Source organism: uncultured Veillonella sp. (genome assembly GCF_963543145.1).
Taxonomy (GTDB): domain Bacteria; phylum Bacillota; class Negativicutes; order Veillonellales; family Veillonellaceae; genus Veillonella.
In genome coordinates, this window is the sequence record NZ_CAUTZP010000021.1 from 1 (window position 1) to 18,164 (window position 18,164).

Sequence of the window (18,164 nt, forward strand, 5' to 3'; positions counted from 1 at the left end):
ACAACGTCAAAGGAACAATCTTTAGCCATTTTATACCTCCTACACCTGAACCCGTTGGGCATGGGGTTCATAGCATTACTTTCATCATCCTCATATTCCAAGTGAAAGTGTAAAAGTACACCAAATCGGAATATATCTCTATAATTATACCTTATAATAGGCTTATTTTCTAGGTATATCGATTTTTTTAATTATAACTATTATTAATCATAAGAGGGTTATCCATTGAATATCTATTGAATAAATATATAGATTAACACAAAAAATTTATACATATAATCAGGATATACTCAAGAATAGAAAAAGACTGCACTTTTTCAAATGCAGTCTTAAAGTTATAATTATAAAATTGTAATTTCATCGTAAGTAGGTTGAACTACTAACTCGCCTTTAGAGTTGATAATGCCCCATTTACCTTTAATTTTTACAGGGCTATAGCCATGAGAGAAGCTACCAGTACCAGAAATATCTTTCATAACTGGAGTTTCTATCACTGTACCATCAAGAGATAAGATTTTATAATTTCCTTCTTTGTTATATACCCAGGTATATGTATCCCCAATGAAGGTTTTTACGTTCATAGATTTATCGCCTTTATAGATAACGCGACCAGTCGCCATATCTACTACATAACGGTTTGTATCATTAGTAACGGACATTTCATGCTCACCTACAAACTCGATAGTATCGTATTTAAACGGTACCTCTTGTTTGCCCGTTTCCATGTCAAAAATACCATATTTATTAGTATCTTTATTTTTCAATGTCAACAATACATTATTCATATCGATAGTACCTGCTTCATAGTTACCAGGTTGAATAACATATTGACCTTGGCGATTCATGAAACCTAACTTACCTTCATTACGGACCAAAGTACCATGCTCTTCCATAGGGTACACATAATCGTTCTTGCTATCGATTACAACATTGCCATTACGATCAATATAGCCGCGTTTCATGCCATCATCTACAAGACCACCAAGGCCATCAATATATACGCCTCCGTGATTATATAAGTAGCCCATGCCTACAAGACCTAAAATGCCACCTAGACCAAAGTGACTTACCTTACGGCGGAATTCAGCCAAGCCATTTTTGTATGGATATACTTCATTAGATGGAGCGTTAAACAATACAGTACCTTTACCATCGATAGCTACCACTTTACCATTAGCTTTTACAAAAGCACGGTCCTCACTGAATTTAGTTTCTACATCAGATAATGCTTTAAATTGAGGCTGAATCACTACACTACCATTAGCATCTTTAAATCCTAATTTACCTTTTTCTGTAAAAGCCACATAAGAATCACTAGGATAACTTTGACCAACTGTTTTAGGGTCAAAATCATTCAACTCTTTAACAGCTGTATTCTTCTCATTAAGGCTGCTATATAAAGCTTCTTGTGCTTCTTTACCAGATTCTAATACAGTACCATCGGCTTTAATATGAGAAATTTTATTTTTACCTTCTTCAACAAAGAACGTACCATCCTTCTTACTAGATGCATCTAAGGATTTATAGGCTGGAGTGAGTACAACTTGGCCATTTGTACCTACAATCCCCCATTTTCCCTTTTCTTTTATAAGACCTAAATAACCTTGTTGTAGTAAGGAATCATCTTTCAATACCTTCATGGCTTTTTTTACACCTGCTGGTGGCTCTTTAACGGCCCCAGATATAGGTACAAAAGTATCAAGTCTGCCAATACCTACACCTACCCCTACAGAGGTACCACTAGAACGGCTTGAAGATTTTTCTGTAGTCGTGGTTGCGGATGTAGATACGGTAGAACTATGTTGCTCACGAGTCACACGTGTACTAGTAGATGTTGGTGTATCTTGATTCGTCACTGTTGTACTAGTGGTAGATGTTGTTGCTGCAAAAACACTTGTAGACATAGTTGCCAACACACAAGCAACTAATAAAGATTTCCTATTCAGTCTCATAAACCTCTCCTTTTACAAATTAAACTCAGGTACAAAACAATAAGATTAATAAGATCAATAAAATCTATCCCAAATCTATATATTAAAAATATATAAAATTTATTAACATAAATTATACTATACAGACCTTTAGAAGCACAACAGAAAATGAAAAATTCTTCATTTACTATTTATTTGTTATAATAAAAGCTATGAAAACAGCAACGATAATCGACTTGATTGTAGATTCTGATGTACATACACAGTCTATGAATCATATTATAAAACAACAACATATTTCACAGCGCATGAGGCGGCGTCTACGAAACGAGGGCATCATAACGGTTAATGATGAGCCTACCACCTGGAATACTCTAGTTCACGGTGGCGATCATCTTGTCATGAAATTAATACCAGAACAGGAATTCAGCCTAAGTCCTATGGATTTAGATATCGTCTATGAAGACGAGCATATTTTGGTCATTAATAAAGCAGCTGGTGTTCTTATGCACCCCACCTCGACCGTGCGAGATCATACACTAGCTAACGGAGTACTATATTACTACCAAGAAACGTATCAGCATTATGATTTTCATCCGATTCACAGATTAGATAAGGATACATCTGGTATTGTCATCATCGCTAAGACTTCAGTAGTGCAACATGCGTTTGATAAAAAGCATACATACTTCCATAAATCTTACGATGCTATCGTTGAGGGAAAACTTCCTTCTGTACCGTTAACCATTAATTGGCCTATAGGTCGTAAGCCAGGTAGTATCATTGAGCGCTATTGTACTCATGAAGGAAAGCCAGCTCGTACAGATGTATCTATTGTGGGCTATAATACTTGTATTCGTAGCAATAGTAAACAACACTTCACTCACGTACAATGCTTATTACACACCGGGCGCACCCATCAGATTCGAGTTCATCTATCTCAATTAGGCTATCCCCTTGCGGGTGATGACTTATATGGGGGCCATTTAGAGTATATCCAGCGCCAAGCACTACACGCAGCGCGCGTCAGCTTTCACCATCCCATGACAAATGAATGGCTTGCGCTAAGTGCGGACATGCCAAAGGATATGAAAGACCTGATACAGTAATTCATACAGTAATTCATACAGTAATTCATAAAACAATCAACCTATCATTCAAAATTTACCCACGTGGTCACGTAATAGGGGCAAATTTTATGCATAAGTTATACAAAAAATATTGGCCCTTTATAGTGTTTCTTGATATACTTAATTTGATTAATATATGATTGCAATAATACTAGTATTTCATCTAGTTTTTAGTTGCTCAAAATACTGCAGTCACAGTATTCATAACAAATATGACAGGCCCTATGGCCAAGGAGGACATCATGCCATTAGTTACTACTACAGAAATGTTTAAAAAAGCCTACGAAGGTGGCTACGCTATCGGTGCTTTCAACGTAAACAACATGGAAATCGTACAAGGTATCGTAGATGCTGCTAAAGAGGAACAATCCCCTCTTATCTTGCAAGTATCTGCAGGGGCTCGTAAATATGCAAAACATATTTACCTTGTTAAACTTGTGGAAGCAGCTCTTGAAGACAGCAATTTGCCAATCGCTCTTCACCTTGACCACGGCGATTCCTTCGAAATTTGTAAAGACTGCGTAGACGGCGGTTTCACGTCCGTAATGATCGACGCTTCTCACCATGACTTTGATGAAAACGTACGCATTACTAAACAAGTTGTTGAATATGCACATGCTCACGGCGTAGTAGTAGAAGCAGAATTGGGCCGTTTGGCTGGCGTTGAAGATGATGTAAACGTCTCTAATGCGGATGCACGCTTCACTGATCCAGAACAAGCTGCTGAATTTGTTCACCTTACAGGCGTAGACTCCTTAGCAATCGCTATCGGTACTAGCCACGGCGCTTACAAATTCAAAGGCGACCCTTACCTTGACTTCGATCGTTTGAAAAAAGTTGGCGAATTATTACCTAACTTCCCAATCGTATTGCACGGTGCTTCCTCTGTATTGCCTGAGTTCGTAGCAAAATGTAACGAATTTGGTGGCAACATTCCTGGTGCACAAGGTGTACCTGAAGCAATGCTTCGTCAAGCAGCGCAAATGTCCGTATGTAAAATCAACATCGATACAGACCTTCGTCTTGCTATGACTGCATCTGTACGTGAATACTTGGCTCAAAACCCATCCGAATTTGACCCTCGTAAATACTTAGGACCTGCTCGTGATGCTATTAAAGGCATGGTAGCTCACAAAATTAAAAACGTGTTAGGTTCTTCCAACACTCTATAATCTATGGCTAGCGGATTTTTAAAAGGAACATTAATCCTCACCATAGCCGGCTTTGTGGTGAAAGCCATCGGTAGTATCAACTGGATTCTACTATCCCGCATTTTAGGTGGTGAAGGTATCGGTATCTATCAGATGGCCTTCCCTATCTATTTATTGCTATTACAAGTTTCAAGCGCAGGTGTGCCAATTGCCATCTCTATTTTGACGGCAGAACGGTTAGCTCTTAACGACTTTACAGGGGCTAAACGAGTATTTAACATTTCCTTTACGCTACTTACCATTACAGGTCTCGTAGCCAGTCTTGCCATGTTCTTTGGCGCTGATTGGCTCATCTCGAGTGGCATCATTCAGGAAAGTCGTGCCTACTACTCCCTCATTGCGCTGGCGCCAGCCATCTTCTTCGTTACTTGGATTTCCTGCTTCCGCGGTTACATCCAAGGTTATGAAATGATGACACCAACGGCGATAAGCCAAATTGTAGAGCAAATATTACGGGTTGTGGTGATGCTAGGTGCAGCAGCCATCTTGTTACCATACGGTTTACCTGAGGCGGCCGGCGGTGCCAGCTTAGGTGCTGGTATCGGTGCCTTTGGTGCCTTCCTAGTATTATTGTATTATTACTACAAATTGCCTAAGGCTCCTATTACGGGTGAAATCTTCGAAGGTGAACGAGAATCTACAAAAGAGGTTTTATCTCGTCTCATCGGGCTTGCCTTACCAATTTCCTTAGCAAGTATTATGTTACCATTGACAGCTAACCTCGATTTAATCATCGTTCCGCGCCGTTTATTGGTAGCAGGCTTCTCCCTCAATGAAACAACAGAGCTATTTGGTTACTTAACAGGTATGGCGGTACCACTTATTAACTTGGCTACCATTATTACGGCAGCCCTGGCAACAAGCATCGTACCATCTATCTCTCATGCCTTCGCTAAGCGCGATTATGAAGGTATCTACGAGCGTACAGCAGGTGCTATGCGCCTATCCTTTATGGGTACCGTACCATTTACAGTAATGCTCTATGTATTAGCGGCACCAACGGTGACATTGATCTACAATGCTCCTAAGGCTGAAATGGCAACACAAATTGTGGCCTTTGCCATCTTCTTCCTCGGTATCCACCAAGTAACGACAGGTATCTTACAAGGTCTTGGTAAACCTAGAATTCCAGTGGTAAACATGGCCATTGCCATCATTATCAAAGTAATCTTAAACTGGAACTTAACGGCTATCCCTGAGCTCGGCATAGGCGGTGCTGCATGGGCAACTGTGGCAGATATCGGCTTTGCGGCCTTACTCAACTTGATTTTCATCAAAAAATATACAGGCTACTTCCTCGACTTCTCCATTCTTTGGAAAAATGTGGTGAGTGCCGGTATCATGGGCGTGGTCATTTACATGAGCTACCAAGCTTTATCTACTACACTGCCTATGTGGGCTAACTTCTTAATTACAGGTATCGAAGGCTTATTACTGTACGTAATTATCATGGTTCTTCTAAAAGGCCTTGATAAAAACGACGGTGCTAGTATGCCGCTTGTAGGTAGATTCTTTAGATAATGATATAAACACCTAGAGGACTGACTCATTTGAGCCAGTCCTCTTTTTATACTACCTATATAAATGCTATTTATAGAAAGTTTTTGTATTAGATGAGGTAATACATAAAAAAATACACCGTAACATAAAAATGAGGAGAAGGAAATTAACCTTCTCCTTATTTTATGCAGTTATCCCTATCATAGTAAGTATTTCCATAATAATCGGTATTACGACCACAAATAGTATGGTACTTATCATGACAAGACCTGTAGCAAAGGGCAAATCAGATTTTGCTTCGTTAGCCACGATTGGCAGTACTGCAATAACGGGGCCCGCCGATTGTACTACAAAGGTAATAATAGCGATTGGCTCGAGTACTATACCTGCTCCGTATTGTAAGGCCATAATTACGCAGAACATGATGATTGGTGAAATTACAAAACGACCTACGATGCCACCCATAGAGTCTTTATTAAGGCTCATACTTTTTAAGCCCGCATCATGAAGGACAATACCAATATAAATTAAAGATAATGGGGTCACCATATCACCTAAATAATTTAATGTATTATGTAATATAGGTGCTAAAGGAATTTCAAAATACAAGAATATCAAGGCTGCAAAGAAACCTAACAACGGTGGTGGTAATAACTTCTTCCAATCAAACTTAGTTTTTTTAGCTTGAACGGAATTCGCTAGATTACCTTTTCTACCACCTTGTTCCTCTTTATTCCCAAGTCCATTAATGTGACTATCGCTTAGTCCATTATCTGAATTTGGCAGCGGATCTAATTCAATTAAAAATACCCCCACTAGCCATACTGATATAGTGTTACCAATATAGTAAAGTAAAAAATATGGTAATGCCTCTTGTCCAAAGAGTGCAATCTGCACAGGTAACCCTATAAATAAGCAGTTATCATTTACCACCATATTGATAAAAATGCCGCGCCGCCCTTTAGGTACTTTCAACAGTTTCATCATGATAAAAGCCACAATATAGGCAATTACATAGGTTAACATGACTACTAACATGCCATACCGTAAATCCCATAGATCGGACATATGTAAGTGATGCAATACAGAGACAAAGACGCCGGCCGGCAAAATAACGGACATGATAAATCGCGATAAATTGCCACTAAAGCTAGGGTTAAACATACCCCGCCCTTTTAAAAAGTATCCTAACGAAATGAGTAGCACTATCGGTATGATACTCTGCAAGGATGTAAGAAAAACCATAATAAACCTCCCGAACAGTTGATTTATAATCTATCATACCATGTTTTTAACAAAACATATATGAATATAAACTTCGCCTCATATACAATACAAATCTTAGAAACTGTATCAACATTAACATATTTTAACGTGTATAAGTTTTATAATTAATTACTATAATAGGATTATTTATTCACGAATATTTGATATACTAAAATTATAGTAGTAGTATAATTATTTTTTACACATATGAGGTGATATTATGACAAAACCATTCATTGGTGTATCTGGCAATATCTTACGAGATACTAGTGGTCCTTATGTAGATTTATTGCGCTCTTACGTAAATCAAGATTACCCTCGCTCCATCGAAGAAGCTGGTGGCATTCCAGTTATCATTCCATTTACAAAAAATCTCGATGTCGCTCGCGAAACAGTATCAAAACTAGATGCCTTATTATTATCTGGCGGTCACGACGTATCTCCACTGAATTATGGTGAGGAACCATTACAAGGTTTAGGTGATGTATTCCCAGAACGAGATCAATTTGATTTTGCTTTGCTGAAAGCAGCTGAAGAAAAACAAATTCCTATCTTTTGTATTTGTCGAGGCATCCAAATTTTAAATGTATATCGTGGCGGGTCTCTATACCAAGATTTAAAGTATGACGAAAACTGTACGATTAAACATTCCCAAAATCAAACCCCTTCTCTTGGTACTCATACGGTAGAAATTGAGTTTGAATCTAAATTAGCCAGTGCTATTGGACGTTCCACATGGATCACTAACTCTCACCATCATCAAACAGTAAAACATGTTGGTAAAGGATTACAAGTGGTAGCAAGAGCTAAAGATGGTACCGTAGAAGCTTTAGAAGATTCTTCCTATCCTTGGTTAGTGGCCTGCCAATTCCATCCAGAAATGATGTCTGAAAATGATGAGAATGCAAAACGTTTATTTGCTGCCTTTGTAACGGCAGCTCGAGAAAATTTAACTAAATAGTAAGAAGGTTTTAATATGAAAGAAACAGGAAAATTTGGTTTTTGGAGTATCGTCCTGCTAGGAATAAACGGCATCGTAGGTACTGGTATTTTCCTCTTACCAAACAAAGCATACTCTATAATCGGCCCAGCTAGTTTAGGTGTTCTACTATTTGATGCAATTATTGCCGGCTGTATCGCACTTTGCTTTGCTGAAGCTGCTAGCTTATTCACACGTAATGGCGGACCTTATCTATATGCAAAACATGCACTAGGTGACTTTTGGGCATTTGAAGTGGGCGTGCTCAAATGGATTGTAACAGTCATTGCATGGGCTGCTATGGCCGTTGGCTTTGCCACAGCACTAGGCGCTGCAATTCCTGCACTAAGTGGTGATTTGGCCAAAAATATCATTTCATTTATCTTGATTGTTGGTCTTACGATTGTAAACATATTTGGTGTTAACGTATCTAAATTCATTAATAACTTAATCACTATTTCTAAATTAGTTCCGTTAGTCCTATTCATTGCCATTGGTATCTTCTTTATTAATGGTGCTAACTTTACGCCAGTCTTCCCTCAAGACACCTATGTAGCTGAATCATTTGCACAAGCTGCGGTTCTTTTATTCTTTGCCTATACAGGATTTGAAGTTATTGCCATTGCAGCAGAGGATATGAAAAACCCTAAAAAGAATTTACCTCGTGCAATTATCATGTGTATGCTTCTCGTGTCTATCCTATATATGGCAATACTCGCTGTATCGATTGGTGTACTCGGCTCCGACTTAGCTAATACAAAAGCACCAGTCCAAGATGCTTTTTACGTAATTGCAGGTCCTATAGGTATGTATATTGTATTAGCAGGAACATTGATTTCCATGGGTGGCATAAACTTTGCAGAGGCTTACTATGCACCTCGTGTCGCTACTTCTATGGCGGAAGATGGTATGTTACCAAGTGCTTTAGCAAAACGCAATCGTTACAATGCGCCATATGTAGCAGCTATTGTCACCGCTATTGCCAGCGTATTACTCGCATGGTCTGGATCCTTTACTACACTAGCAGCTATTAGTGCGGTATCTCGTTTTACGCAATACCTACCAACATGTTTGGCCGTTATTATCTTCCGTCGTAAATGGGCAGATAAGGCCCGTTCCTACACCATCCCTGGTGGCTATTTAATCCCAGTCATTGCTATTGGCACATCCCTATGGATGCTTGCCCAAGCACAACCTAACCAATTATTATGGGGGTTAGGTGGCTGTATCGTAATCTTGCCATTCTACTACTCCTACTGGAAAAAGAAAAAAGCTGGTCTCATTAAAGACAACGACAACCTTTAGAGGAAATACATTGATACAAATTAAATCGTATCTTTTTTGAGATACCACCAGTTAAAAGTAATCTCGATTACTCTAAAACTAAGCTATTTTCTAGATACTACCAGTTAAAAGTAATTTCGATTACTCTAGAACCTACCTATTTTCTAGATATTACCAGTTAAAAATAATTTAACTAAAACAAAAACTACCAGTTATTCATATTTCACTAGTAAAGCTAACTTTAATCATAAATATTAGCTCATTAGGTACATATGATAAACTGGTAGTTTTTATTTATAGAAAATAACGTTATGCAAAATATAATAGTTTTAACTGGTACTATCTTATTTAAGACATATCTAGAGTAAAACATATAGATTTATCTAGTCATATCAGTTAAAACAAATTATCTAGTCATATCGGTTAAGACAAATTATCTAGTCATATCGATTAAGATAAATTATTCAGTTAAAACAAATTGTCTTCTATTGTAGTATTCTCCGTTAGGTCTTCTTCGATATATCCTACTTCGTCTGTGGCTTCGTCTTCATCCCGTGTATCGATATAGATACTGATAAGCGCCAATGCCCCTTCTTCATTAAGGCTAGCTATGAGACTCATCGGACCGTATGTCAAAATGAGTCCATCTTCTTCATCGCGAATGATATGAGGAACCGCATCGAAGTGTTGATTCATTAACTGATCAAAATAGTCCTCTACATCAAGGCCACTTTCAAGTGTAATCGATTCAGCATCGCCCTTTTGGAATACAACGCGTGTGTCTTCATCGATATACTGGTAAAAATCATCTACATCAACATTCGCTGTTTCTAGCCATATGCTAAGCGCTGTAAGCCAGTCTTTTACAGTCGTTGGCGGTGTAATAAAAGCATATTCACTTTCATCAGAGCCAAAGCGAAGATCATCATACTCTATGCTATAGTTTTCTTGATTAGAAACGATACGATCTACAAGGCCCTCATCGTTGATGTCTACAAAAATCATGTACACGTAATTATCGCCGCTTTCATAAGAAACGGTCAAACCATGACGACCCTTATGAAATAACGCATCCTCGTCGTACACATCGGTAATATGCATCACCTTACATGTAACAGGCACATTGTCTGCCTTGAGAGACTCAGCCATAGAGGATAAGAATTCAATCGTTTCATTGCGATTGCGCCCAATAATGCCCCGACCAGTGGACATGTATTCGCAGCCCTCTGCCAAGAAAGATTCGATACCGTGAATATCCGCGGATTCGAGAATAGATTTAATCAATAAAAGAGCTTGTATTTCAGTCATACTACTTCTCCAAATTTTTTTTAACTATATCTTCAATATTAGCAAGATCAACATTGCCCTTAAATTTCTCAGGAATAGCAACCAACCTAACATCAGTTAACATATTACGAAGTTGTTCTTTAGTATAGGACATATTTCTATCATAATACAATATACTAGTAAATGCTGTTCTTCCATCCATAGTATAAAATAACATCATTCCATTATGATTAGCCTGTTCTTGTTCCACTAAAATTCCTGGTACACCATCATTCCATACAATACGCTTAGCGAAGTAAACATAGCCCTCAGGCGATTTAATAGTATTAATCATCACCTCATTAAGGAAACTATCTAACTCGATAGTATCTGCCCCATTCTCTTTATCTATCGCTTCTATATAGACAGTATGCGTTATACCAGAAGGACTTTTATAGGATAAACCATTTTTAACATCACTTACAGAACCCTTAACTGTTGCATCATTAAGAATACGATAGATAAAATTTTCACCATCTATTTTTGTTGTATGAGAATATACATTGCTATCTGTTAGAGGTTTTATAGATGGTAGCACATAATTAACAAGAATAGGACTAATTAGCTGTCCCGTTCCCTGTTTAGCGTCAGTTAGACCTACATGATATCGAATAGTCGAATCATTAGGAAAGGCAAAGTTTAAGTCAGAAAGAAACTGATCTTTATTATTTTTCTTAACTTTTCCATATAAAGAATCCCAGTAACTATCTGTTAATCCTACATAAGAAAAACTCGCACCATGAATATCTTCTGGTTTATAAAAAAGTGATTTAAACTCTTTTATGTTTATAGGTCGTTCATAATCTTTACGTAAATCATCTTCCGTAATCGAATCAAATGACTTCCCCATATAATCAGAGCTTTGCCAATTTTGTTTATTCTCAACAATTAAACCTATCGTTATATCATTAGAGAAAATATCATAGGCTGTAAATTTATCAGCTATATTATTTTCCTGCACTTTATAATAACTCATATAAGGTACAAGAAAACGAATGCCTGTTCCACTATGATCAATAACCTCTGTTTGTCCCTCATACATATTTAAAGGACCTACATAGCTTTCTCGAATGGCCGTTTCCGCTTCCTTTTCAGACAGTCCATTATCTATATATAACTGCTTAGTTTTATTATACTGTTTGCTCTTTTGAAAGTCTCTCAATGCTCTCTCTTGTATGTTTTTAACTGAGGAATCACGATGTACATAACTTTCATAAGCATTTACGGAAATTCTATTATCAGCACCAGGAATATTAACATCAACAGCTCCTGCTAAAGCAGTAGCCAAACTAATATATACTGAAAGGGCTATCGTTTTACGAATCATGTATCTCTCCATTTTCAAAACTCTCAACTATGGTATATTAATTGTAACATAGTCTAATTTTTTATGAAATTTTTCGCTCTCTGTCTTATAATATAATAGTTCATATATACATTTGGAGGCCTTTATGAAATATACAACCATCGTTTTCGATTGTGACGGCACATTACTTGATACGGCAACAGATTTGGCTAACGCTGTAAATCATGTGCTACGAACACATAATTTTCCTGAAAAATCTTTATCTGAGGTGAAGGCAGCACTAGGCAATGCAGTAACGTACTTGATGCGTCAATGTTTACCTAGTTCTGTAGCAGATAGCGAATTAGAGCCATACATTGAGGAATTCAAAGCATACTATGGTGAGCATTTAAAAGACACAACAGCTCCCTACCCAGGGATTCTAGATACACTTGATGTATTGCGTGAACAAGGTTATAAATTAGCCATCGTATCTAATAAAATTCAAGAAGGTGTTACGCCTTTAAACAAAGAATATTTTGGCGATCGCTTACCTATTGCTATCGGTGAAAGACCGGGCTTACAACGTAAACCAGCACCAGATATGGTACTACAAGCATTAAAGGAATTAAACTCTACACCGGAAGAATCCATTTATGTTGGCGACTCTGAAGTAGACGTAGCTACCGCTGAAAACTCTGGACTATTATGTATAGGTGTTACTTGGGGCTTTAGAGAAGAATCTCTACATCAAGAACTAGGCGTAACACATATTGCCCGTCAAGCAGAAGATATTCTAAGCATTGTTGAAACGTTAAATAAATAACGTACACAAGAATTTATAGTATATTCGAAATTCATAAGCTAAAGTATTCGGCAAAACTGTATTCCCTATGGATAAAAGCATTCTATAATAGTTTAACAACTATATAAACTCGTGCACAAGAAAAGAGGTTCCTATGAGTCGCGACCGTAGCAACTAGGAACCTCTTTAATTTATAATTACAATCTTATTCTAACCCAATATAATTTACTTATAACTAAACTGTGCATCCATAATCATTTGGCGCAATTGTTCAATACGAATTCCATTTGGCAGCTTGTCTCTATAAAACTGCAGCTTATAATAATATCGAGTACCTTCATAATCAGTAACTAATACCATATCCGTCCGATTCTGTAATGGCCACCCATACATAAATTCAGCCAGTAAACTGCGCACACCATCATGATTAACCTCTTTTACATCATGCTTAATAGGTAGTACCATCTTAACCGTAGGTTCAGGAACAGTTCTATCTTTAACGAGCTCATTAACCTCAGCATCTAAAGTGGAATCAATAGATTTAGCCTTAACATGCATAAATACGCCATCAGAGGTTCTAAACACCCTACCATCAATGTCCTTTGTTTCACCCTGCGTTTCAATAGCATCCTTTAATACGCGGAACTGGTAAGGTCCATAAAACTTTATGCCTGTAAACGTATCCAACGAAACATCATATTGACTGTTAGATTCATTAGTAACACGTATCATAGGTGTTGTATCAATTGCTTGTGAAAGTATCGGTACCGAGAACAATACACCAATGCTGATAGCACATATCATTTGTTTCATCTCTACGCCCTCCTGGTTAACGATGATGCGGAAAATCCTGCTCAATATCCTCCCGATAATCATCTTTATATCGTATCTCATCTATCTCTGCTGGAGTCAACACACGCCCCTCAGCATTTACATATTCACGAAATTCATTAAAATATATTCCCTCCATATCTGAAGGTTCCAATTGTGGTTCATATGATTCAATATTTCCGTATGTACGATTAATTTCGTCTAATATGCGATTTTGTTTCTCTATATCCGCATCAGTATCACTTTGATTATTTGCTGATGATCGAGATTTTGCAATAAGTGCAATGACGATGATGGCAATAATTAAATACAACATATAGCTCTCCTATAATGGGTCCAGCCTTTGCTAATCTTCTAGAGATTGGCGGTGAGAGAACGCATGAAAAAAGGCCCGACATAGAAGTCAGACCGTTTCTTCAACATTAAATTCTAGAAGCGAAGTCTGGCGACCAAACCATTTATGCCTCACTTTGATATAAATTATATCATATCTAAATAGGGAAAGGAATCATATGATTTCTTTCCCTATTATCATTGTACGGCAAATAGACATATATATGTTTATTTGGCTCTTCTATTTTATTATAAATAATCCACTTCACCCTTATAAGTATTTCCTAAATATGCAATCTTAACATCCGAAATAATGGTATAAAGTAAACCAATATTATAATCACTTGTCGCACGATTATAATGAATCGTATGGATATAAAGATTATGAGCATCTTGAGTACTAAAACGTAATTCAGCAGTGCCATCTTCATACGCAAACACTGTGAGTACACCAGGAGCTCCGTCATTCCATATATACTTATGACTGCCATAACGCATATTAGGCTTAAGTCTTAACTGTGCTTGTGTAATCCGAAGAATATCCCCCATATTGACCCAAATAGGACCTTTATGTTCATATGGATGCACGCTAATAGTCTGTGTAATACCACCTGGTGTTTTATACACCTTTATATTATCCGAACCGGTGCTCTCCTCTACCGCATTATTCAAAACCCTATACGAATAGTTATTATAACTTTTAAAATGACTAGACCCATTTAAACGAGCTAAAGGAAAAATGGTTGGTACAAGATAATTGGCTATAATATCCTCAATTCCTCGCTTACCAATTCCCCGTTCACCATCTTCTCTAACCAATAAAGTAATAACATATTGAGTATTAGGTTCGTTCGGCAAAGCAAAAGAAATGTCATTGGCCACAAAACTAGGTGTATCCTTTGTTTTCATGGTGCTCCAACGACCATTTATAATATTGTCTCTTTTGAAAGTACTACCATCAATACTGGATACATCATATTGATCTTGCTGCATATTTGTCCATTTTTCTTGCAACGCAGAGCGTACATCATTTTGCTTCAATGCATTATAAGGCTTGCCCAAATACTGTGAGCTTTCTTCATATGGACGAGATTCCATATATAAACTTGTATAAATAAAAGGATGGTAAAATCTATAGAGAGTACCATCAGCCCCAGCCATGCCAGGGATAGGAACCATTTGCGTGCCACCTCTGAAAGCTGTAAATGGCAATGTATAAGATAATCCACCTTCTGCAGTATGCATATGTACCTCTGTTACAGCATTATATTGGGCTCTAGATATAGAATAATTTAAATTTCTACGTTGGTCAGCAGTCATTTCATCAAGCCGAAAGAGTATCTCCGCTTCTTCACGATCACCACCAGTACTTATAGCCTTGTAGATTCTTTCATTAAGAATCTTATCCATTAAGTCATTCTTATACATTTCATTGCCCACAACTTTTGGGTTATACCCTGGTAAATCTTGGGCATTACCACCCCCACTCAAACCCAGGACAGCAATTAGGCAGCCCAATAACAAAGATTTTCTAAACATAATTTCTCCTCAATAAGCACTAACTATATTTTGTATATTGTAACATACTCATATAGTAATAAAATAATAGCAAAAGAGGTTCCTATTGGTCACCTAGGTGACTATTAGGAACCTCTAATCTATTTACTTTTATTATTGACGGCACTATATTGAACTTGAGGCCTCTAAATGGGTCTAGCCTTTGCTAATCAACTCGAGGATTGGCGGTGATCAATATGAGTACATTCAAAGTGTTATCATTGATGATTTCCTTTGGCATACTTGTGGCGACCATTATCATGGCAGCAAAGTGATTGACCTCTAGCTGAAAGCTAGCTTTCTAATTGGGGCATGAAAAAAGGCCCGACATAGAAGTCAGACCGTTTCTTCAACATTAAATTCTAGAAGCGAAGTCTGGCGACCAAACCATTTATGCCTCACTTTGATATAAATTATATCATATCTAAACAGGGAAAGAAATCGTATTATTTCTTTCCCTGTTATCATTGTGCGCCAAATAGGCATATATATGTTTATTAGGCTCTACTATTTTATTACTTATTGCAATTCAAGATAAGCTAAGACTTTAATCTTAGATTAAATAAGTCAATATCTCTATTATACATATCTCCAGTATTTAACAACTTTACATCTAACAACATATTTTTTAGTTGCTCCAAAGTATAATGGCCATTTACTCGATATGAAACAATATGACGATATTCATAGTCTTTATCGCGTGTTATAAATTCTAATCTACCCTCTCCATTAGATAATTCATAATCCAATAATAACCCCGGAATACCATCAAACCAGACGAAGCTTTTACTAATCCGAGACAATCTAATCTTTTTATTTAAGGTATGACCATATAAAGAATTAATATACTCAATATGGGTCTCAAAGTTATATGGATCATCTGGTTTGGCATTCAATAAAAAATGCTGTTGCTTATCATGTAGTGGAATCATCTGAAGGACTTGATTTACTCCATATGGTCCTTTATGCGTTACAGTATAAGATTTAGATCCATATATACTGTCCTTATCTGTCGATTCTGTACGAGTTGAACCATTTAGTATCCGATACTGTAAATTCTTCGACATCGTAATAGTAGAAAATTCGTTAAGTCTATTCAAGGAACGTATCGAAGGCAATACATAATTTGCAAGAATTCTATTGGCTTTTATATTACGTTCTGACTCTGATTCAGATCCTGCAACATACGTACCAATACTATGACTAGTATTAGGATTATCTTTGCTTGTAAAAGTAATGCCTACTATAGTACCTTGATTTGATTTATCCAAATTAGTAACGTTTAGATTCCAATATTTTGTATTATCTAATTTTTTATAAATAAATGTTCTTTCAGAACCACCTTTTTCAACAACATTATAATCTCTAGCGACATATGTACTGCCAGTAAGACCTTCTAAGGTATAGTTATGTTCACTATTTTGAATCTTAAATATACTTGAAAATGGAACTGTGAGCTGTATCCCACTATTTTCTATATGTTCTATTATTTCTGTTTGTCCATCTATTGGCGTCATAAACTGCTTAAAATCATGGCGTAACGTTTTTTCCAATTCAGCATCATCAGATATCTTACGCCATTCTTTTAATTTTTCAAAAGTACCATCAGCTTTAATTTGATTAATCATAGCCTGTGTACTAGCAATTTGCTCCAATGCGATTTTAGGACTAAGATATACATAATCTTTATACTCATCTTCAGATATTTTGGAGTTTGCACCAGGTAAGTCTACATCTATAGCATGACAAGATACACAAATTGAACTCAATACAATAGCACTTAATAATAAATGTTTTAACATATACATCTCTCCATAAAATAGTAATTTTAACTGTATTGTAACATAATAAGAACACAATTATGAATACGATTACAAAACGTAAAAGGTTCCTATTGGTCACCTAGGTGACTATTAGGAACCTCTAATCTATTTACTTTTATTATTCACAACATTATATTGAACTTGAGGCCTCTAAATGGGTCCAGCCTTTGCTAATCTTCTAGAGATTGGCGGTGAGAGAACGCATGAAAAAAGGCCCGACATAGAAGTCAGACCGTTTCTTCAACATTAAATTCTAGAAGCGAAGTCTGGCGTCGAAACCATTTATGCCTCACTTTGATATAAATTATATCATATCTAAACACGGAAAGGAATTAAACAATTCCCTTCCGTGTTTTAATTTATATATAGCGATAAATTGATAATACAAACATCTCATTAAAACAATTACTATGTAAATCATTACAAAGCGAAAAAAGTTCTTAATAGTCACCTAGGTGACTATTAAGAACCTCTAATCTATTTACTTTTATTATTGACAGCACTATATTGAATTTGAGGCCTCTAAATGGGTCCAGCCTTTGCTAATCTTCTAGAGATTGGCGGTGATCAATATGAGTACATACAAGGTGTTATCGTTAATGATTTCCTTTGGTATACTTGTAGCGACCATTATTATGGCAGCTAAATGAATTGACCTCTAGCTAAAGCTAGCTTTTCACGGCATTAGACCATGAAAAAAGGCCCAACTGTGAAGTCAGACCGTTTCTTCAATTTTTTACTTTAGAAGCGAAGTCTGGCGTCCAAACCATTTATGCCTCACTTTGATATAAATTATATCATATCTGAACAAGGAAAGAAATCTAAGTATTTCTTTCCCTGTTTTGTAGTTCTAGAGTAATCAAACATTTGTGACAAATACTTATGCCTCTTGTTTCATAAAGT

At 36.8% G+C, this 18,164-nt stretch carries 16 protein-coding genes; 8 read left to right on the top strand and 8 right to left on the bottom strand.

Features of this window, described 5'->3' with window-relative positions; genetic code table 11:
* Window positions 1-341: 341 nt before the first annotated feature.
* Complete coding sequence (locus RWZ05_RS08140) at window positions 342-1,952, bottom strand: WG repeat-containing protein (protein ID WP_314643587.1); 1,611 nt, start codon at window positions 1,950-1,952, stop codon at window positions 342-344.
* A 191-nt stretch (window positions 1,953-2,143) separates the two neighbouring features.
* Between RWZ05_RS08140 and RWZ05_RS08145 the strand changes: the two genes are divergently transcribed.
* The 3 genes from RWZ05_RS08145 to RWZ05_RS08155 all read left to right on the top strand — a co-directional run bounded on the left by RWZ05_RS08145 (window position 2,144) and on the right by RWZ05_RS08155 (window position 5,793).
* The gene (locus tag RWZ05_RS08145; protein WP_314643590.1) at window positions 2,144-3,040 is read left to right on the top strand and encodes an RluA family pseudouridine synthase; all 897 of its coding nucleotides are present in this window, start codon (window positions 2,144-2,146) and stop codon (window positions 3,038-3,040) included.
* Window positions 3,041-3,303: 263 nt separating this feature from the next.
* A complete protein-coding gene (gene fba / locus RWZ05_RS08150; RefSeq protein ID WP_314643594.1) occupies window positions 3,304-4,233 on the top strand; it encodes a class II fructose-1,6-bisphosphate aldolase in 930 nt (309 codons plus the stop codon).
* Between the two features lie 3 nt (window positions 4,234-4,236).
* On the top strand, window positions 4,237-5,793 hold the full coding sequence (locus RWZ05_RS08155) for a polysaccharide biosynthesis protein (protein ID WP_314643596.1): 1,557 nt from the start codon (window positions 4,237-4,239) through the stop codon (window positions 5,791-5,793).
* 162 nt (window positions 5,794-5,955) lie between these two features.
* Here RWZ05_RS08155 and RWZ05_RS08160 read toward each other — a convergent pair whose 3' ends face one another.
* The gene (locus RWZ05_RS08160) at window positions 5,956-7,017 is read right to left on the bottom strand and encodes an AEC family transporter (RefSeq protein ID WP_314643598.1); all 1,062 of its coding nucleotides are present in this window, start codon (window positions 7,015-7,017) and stop codon (window positions 5,956-5,958) included.
* Between the two features lie 241 nt (window positions 7,018-7,258).
* Here RWZ05_RS08160 and RWZ05_RS08165 point away from each other — a divergent pair, with 241 nt between their 5' ends.
* Both RWZ05_RS08165 and RWZ05_RS08170 read left to right on the top strand, forming a co-directional pair.
* Window positions 7,259-7,999: a gamma-glutamyl-gamma-aminobutyrate hydrolase family protein gene (locus tag RWZ05_RS08165; protein ID WP_314643601.1), complete on the top strand. Its 741-nt coding sequence runs from the start codon at window positions 7,259-7,261 to the stop codon at window positions 7,997-7,999.
* Between the two features lie 15 nt (window positions 8,000-8,014).
* On the top strand, window positions 8,015-9,322 hold the full coding sequence (locus RWZ05_RS08170) for an APC family permease (RefSeq protein ID WP_314643603.1): 1,308 nt from the start codon (window positions 8,015-8,017) through the stop codon (window positions 9,320-9,322).
* A gap of 447 nt (window positions 9,323-9,769) precedes the next feature.
* Here the strand turns inward: RWZ05_RS08170 and RWZ05_RS08175 are convergent, their stop codons facing one another.
* A complete protein-coding gene (locus RWZ05_RS08175; protein ID WP_314643604.1) occupies window positions 9,770-10,609 on the bottom strand; it encodes a hypothetical protein in 840 nt (279 codons plus the stop codon).
* Between the two features lies 1 nt (window position 10,610).
* Window positions 10,611-11,954 (bottom strand): hypothetical protein, encoded by a 1,344-nt coding sequence (locus tag RWZ05_RS08180; protein ID WP_314643606.1) that lies wholly within the window; start codon window positions 11,952-11,954, stop codon window positions 10,611-10,613.
* Between the two features lie 124 nt (window positions 11,955-12,078).
* On the opposite strand from RWZ05_RS08180, the gene RWZ05_RS08185 reads away from it, so the two are divergent.
* Window positions 12,079-12,738, top strand: coding sequence for an HAD family hydrolase (locus tag RWZ05_RS08185; RefSeq protein ID WP_314643609.1), 660 nt, complete (start codon window positions 12,079-12,081; stop codon window positions 12,736-12,738).
* 204 nt (window positions 12,739-12,942) lie between these two features.
* Here RWZ05_RS08185 and RWZ05_RS08190 read toward each other — a convergent pair whose 3' ends face one another.
* The 3 genes from RWZ05_RS08190 to RWZ05_RS08200 form a co-directional block, all read right to left on the bottom strand.
* On the bottom strand, window positions 12,943-13,530 hold the full coding sequence (locus tag RWZ05_RS08190) for a hypothetical protein (protein ID WP_314643611.1): 588 nt from the start codon (window positions 13,528-13,530) through the stop codon (window positions 12,943-12,945).
* Window positions 13,531-13,546: 16 nt separating this feature from the next.
* Window positions 13,547-13,864: a hypothetical protein gene (locus RWZ05_RS08195; RefSeq protein WP_314643612.1), complete on the bottom strand. Its 318-nt coding sequence runs from the start codon at window positions 13,862-13,864 to the stop codon at window positions 13,547-13,549.
* Between the two features lie 266 nt (window positions 13,865-14,130).
* Entirely contained in the window at window positions 14,131-15,420 is a 1,290-nt protein-coding gene (locus RWZ05_RS08200) for a hypothetical protein (RefSeq protein ID WP_314643614.1), read from the bottom strand.
* Window positions 15,421-15,662: 242 nt separating this feature from the next.
* Here RWZ05_RS08200 and RWZ05_RS08870 point away from each other — a divergent pair, with 242 nt between their 5' ends.
* Complete coding sequence (locus tag RWZ05_RS08870; protein WP_353511575.1) at window positions 15,663-15,713, top strand: hypothetical protein; 51 nt, start codon at window positions 15,663-15,665, stop codon at window positions 15,711-15,713.
* 264 nt (window positions 15,714-15,977) lie between these two features.
* Here RWZ05_RS08870 and RWZ05_RS08205 read toward each other — a convergent pair whose 3' ends face one another.
* Entirely contained in the window at window positions 15,978-17,240 is a 1,263-nt protein-coding gene (locus RWZ05_RS08205) for a hypothetical protein (RefSeq protein WP_314643615.1), read from the bottom strand.
* Between the two features lie 620 nt (window positions 17,241-17,860).
* On the opposite strand from RWZ05_RS08205, the gene RWZ05_RS08875 reads away from it, so the two are divergent.
* Entirely contained in the window at window positions 17,861-17,911 is a 51-nt protein-coding gene (locus RWZ05_RS08875; RefSeq protein WP_353511575.1) for a hypothetical protein, read from the top strand.
* Window positions 17,912-18,164 lie beyond the last annotated feature (253 nt).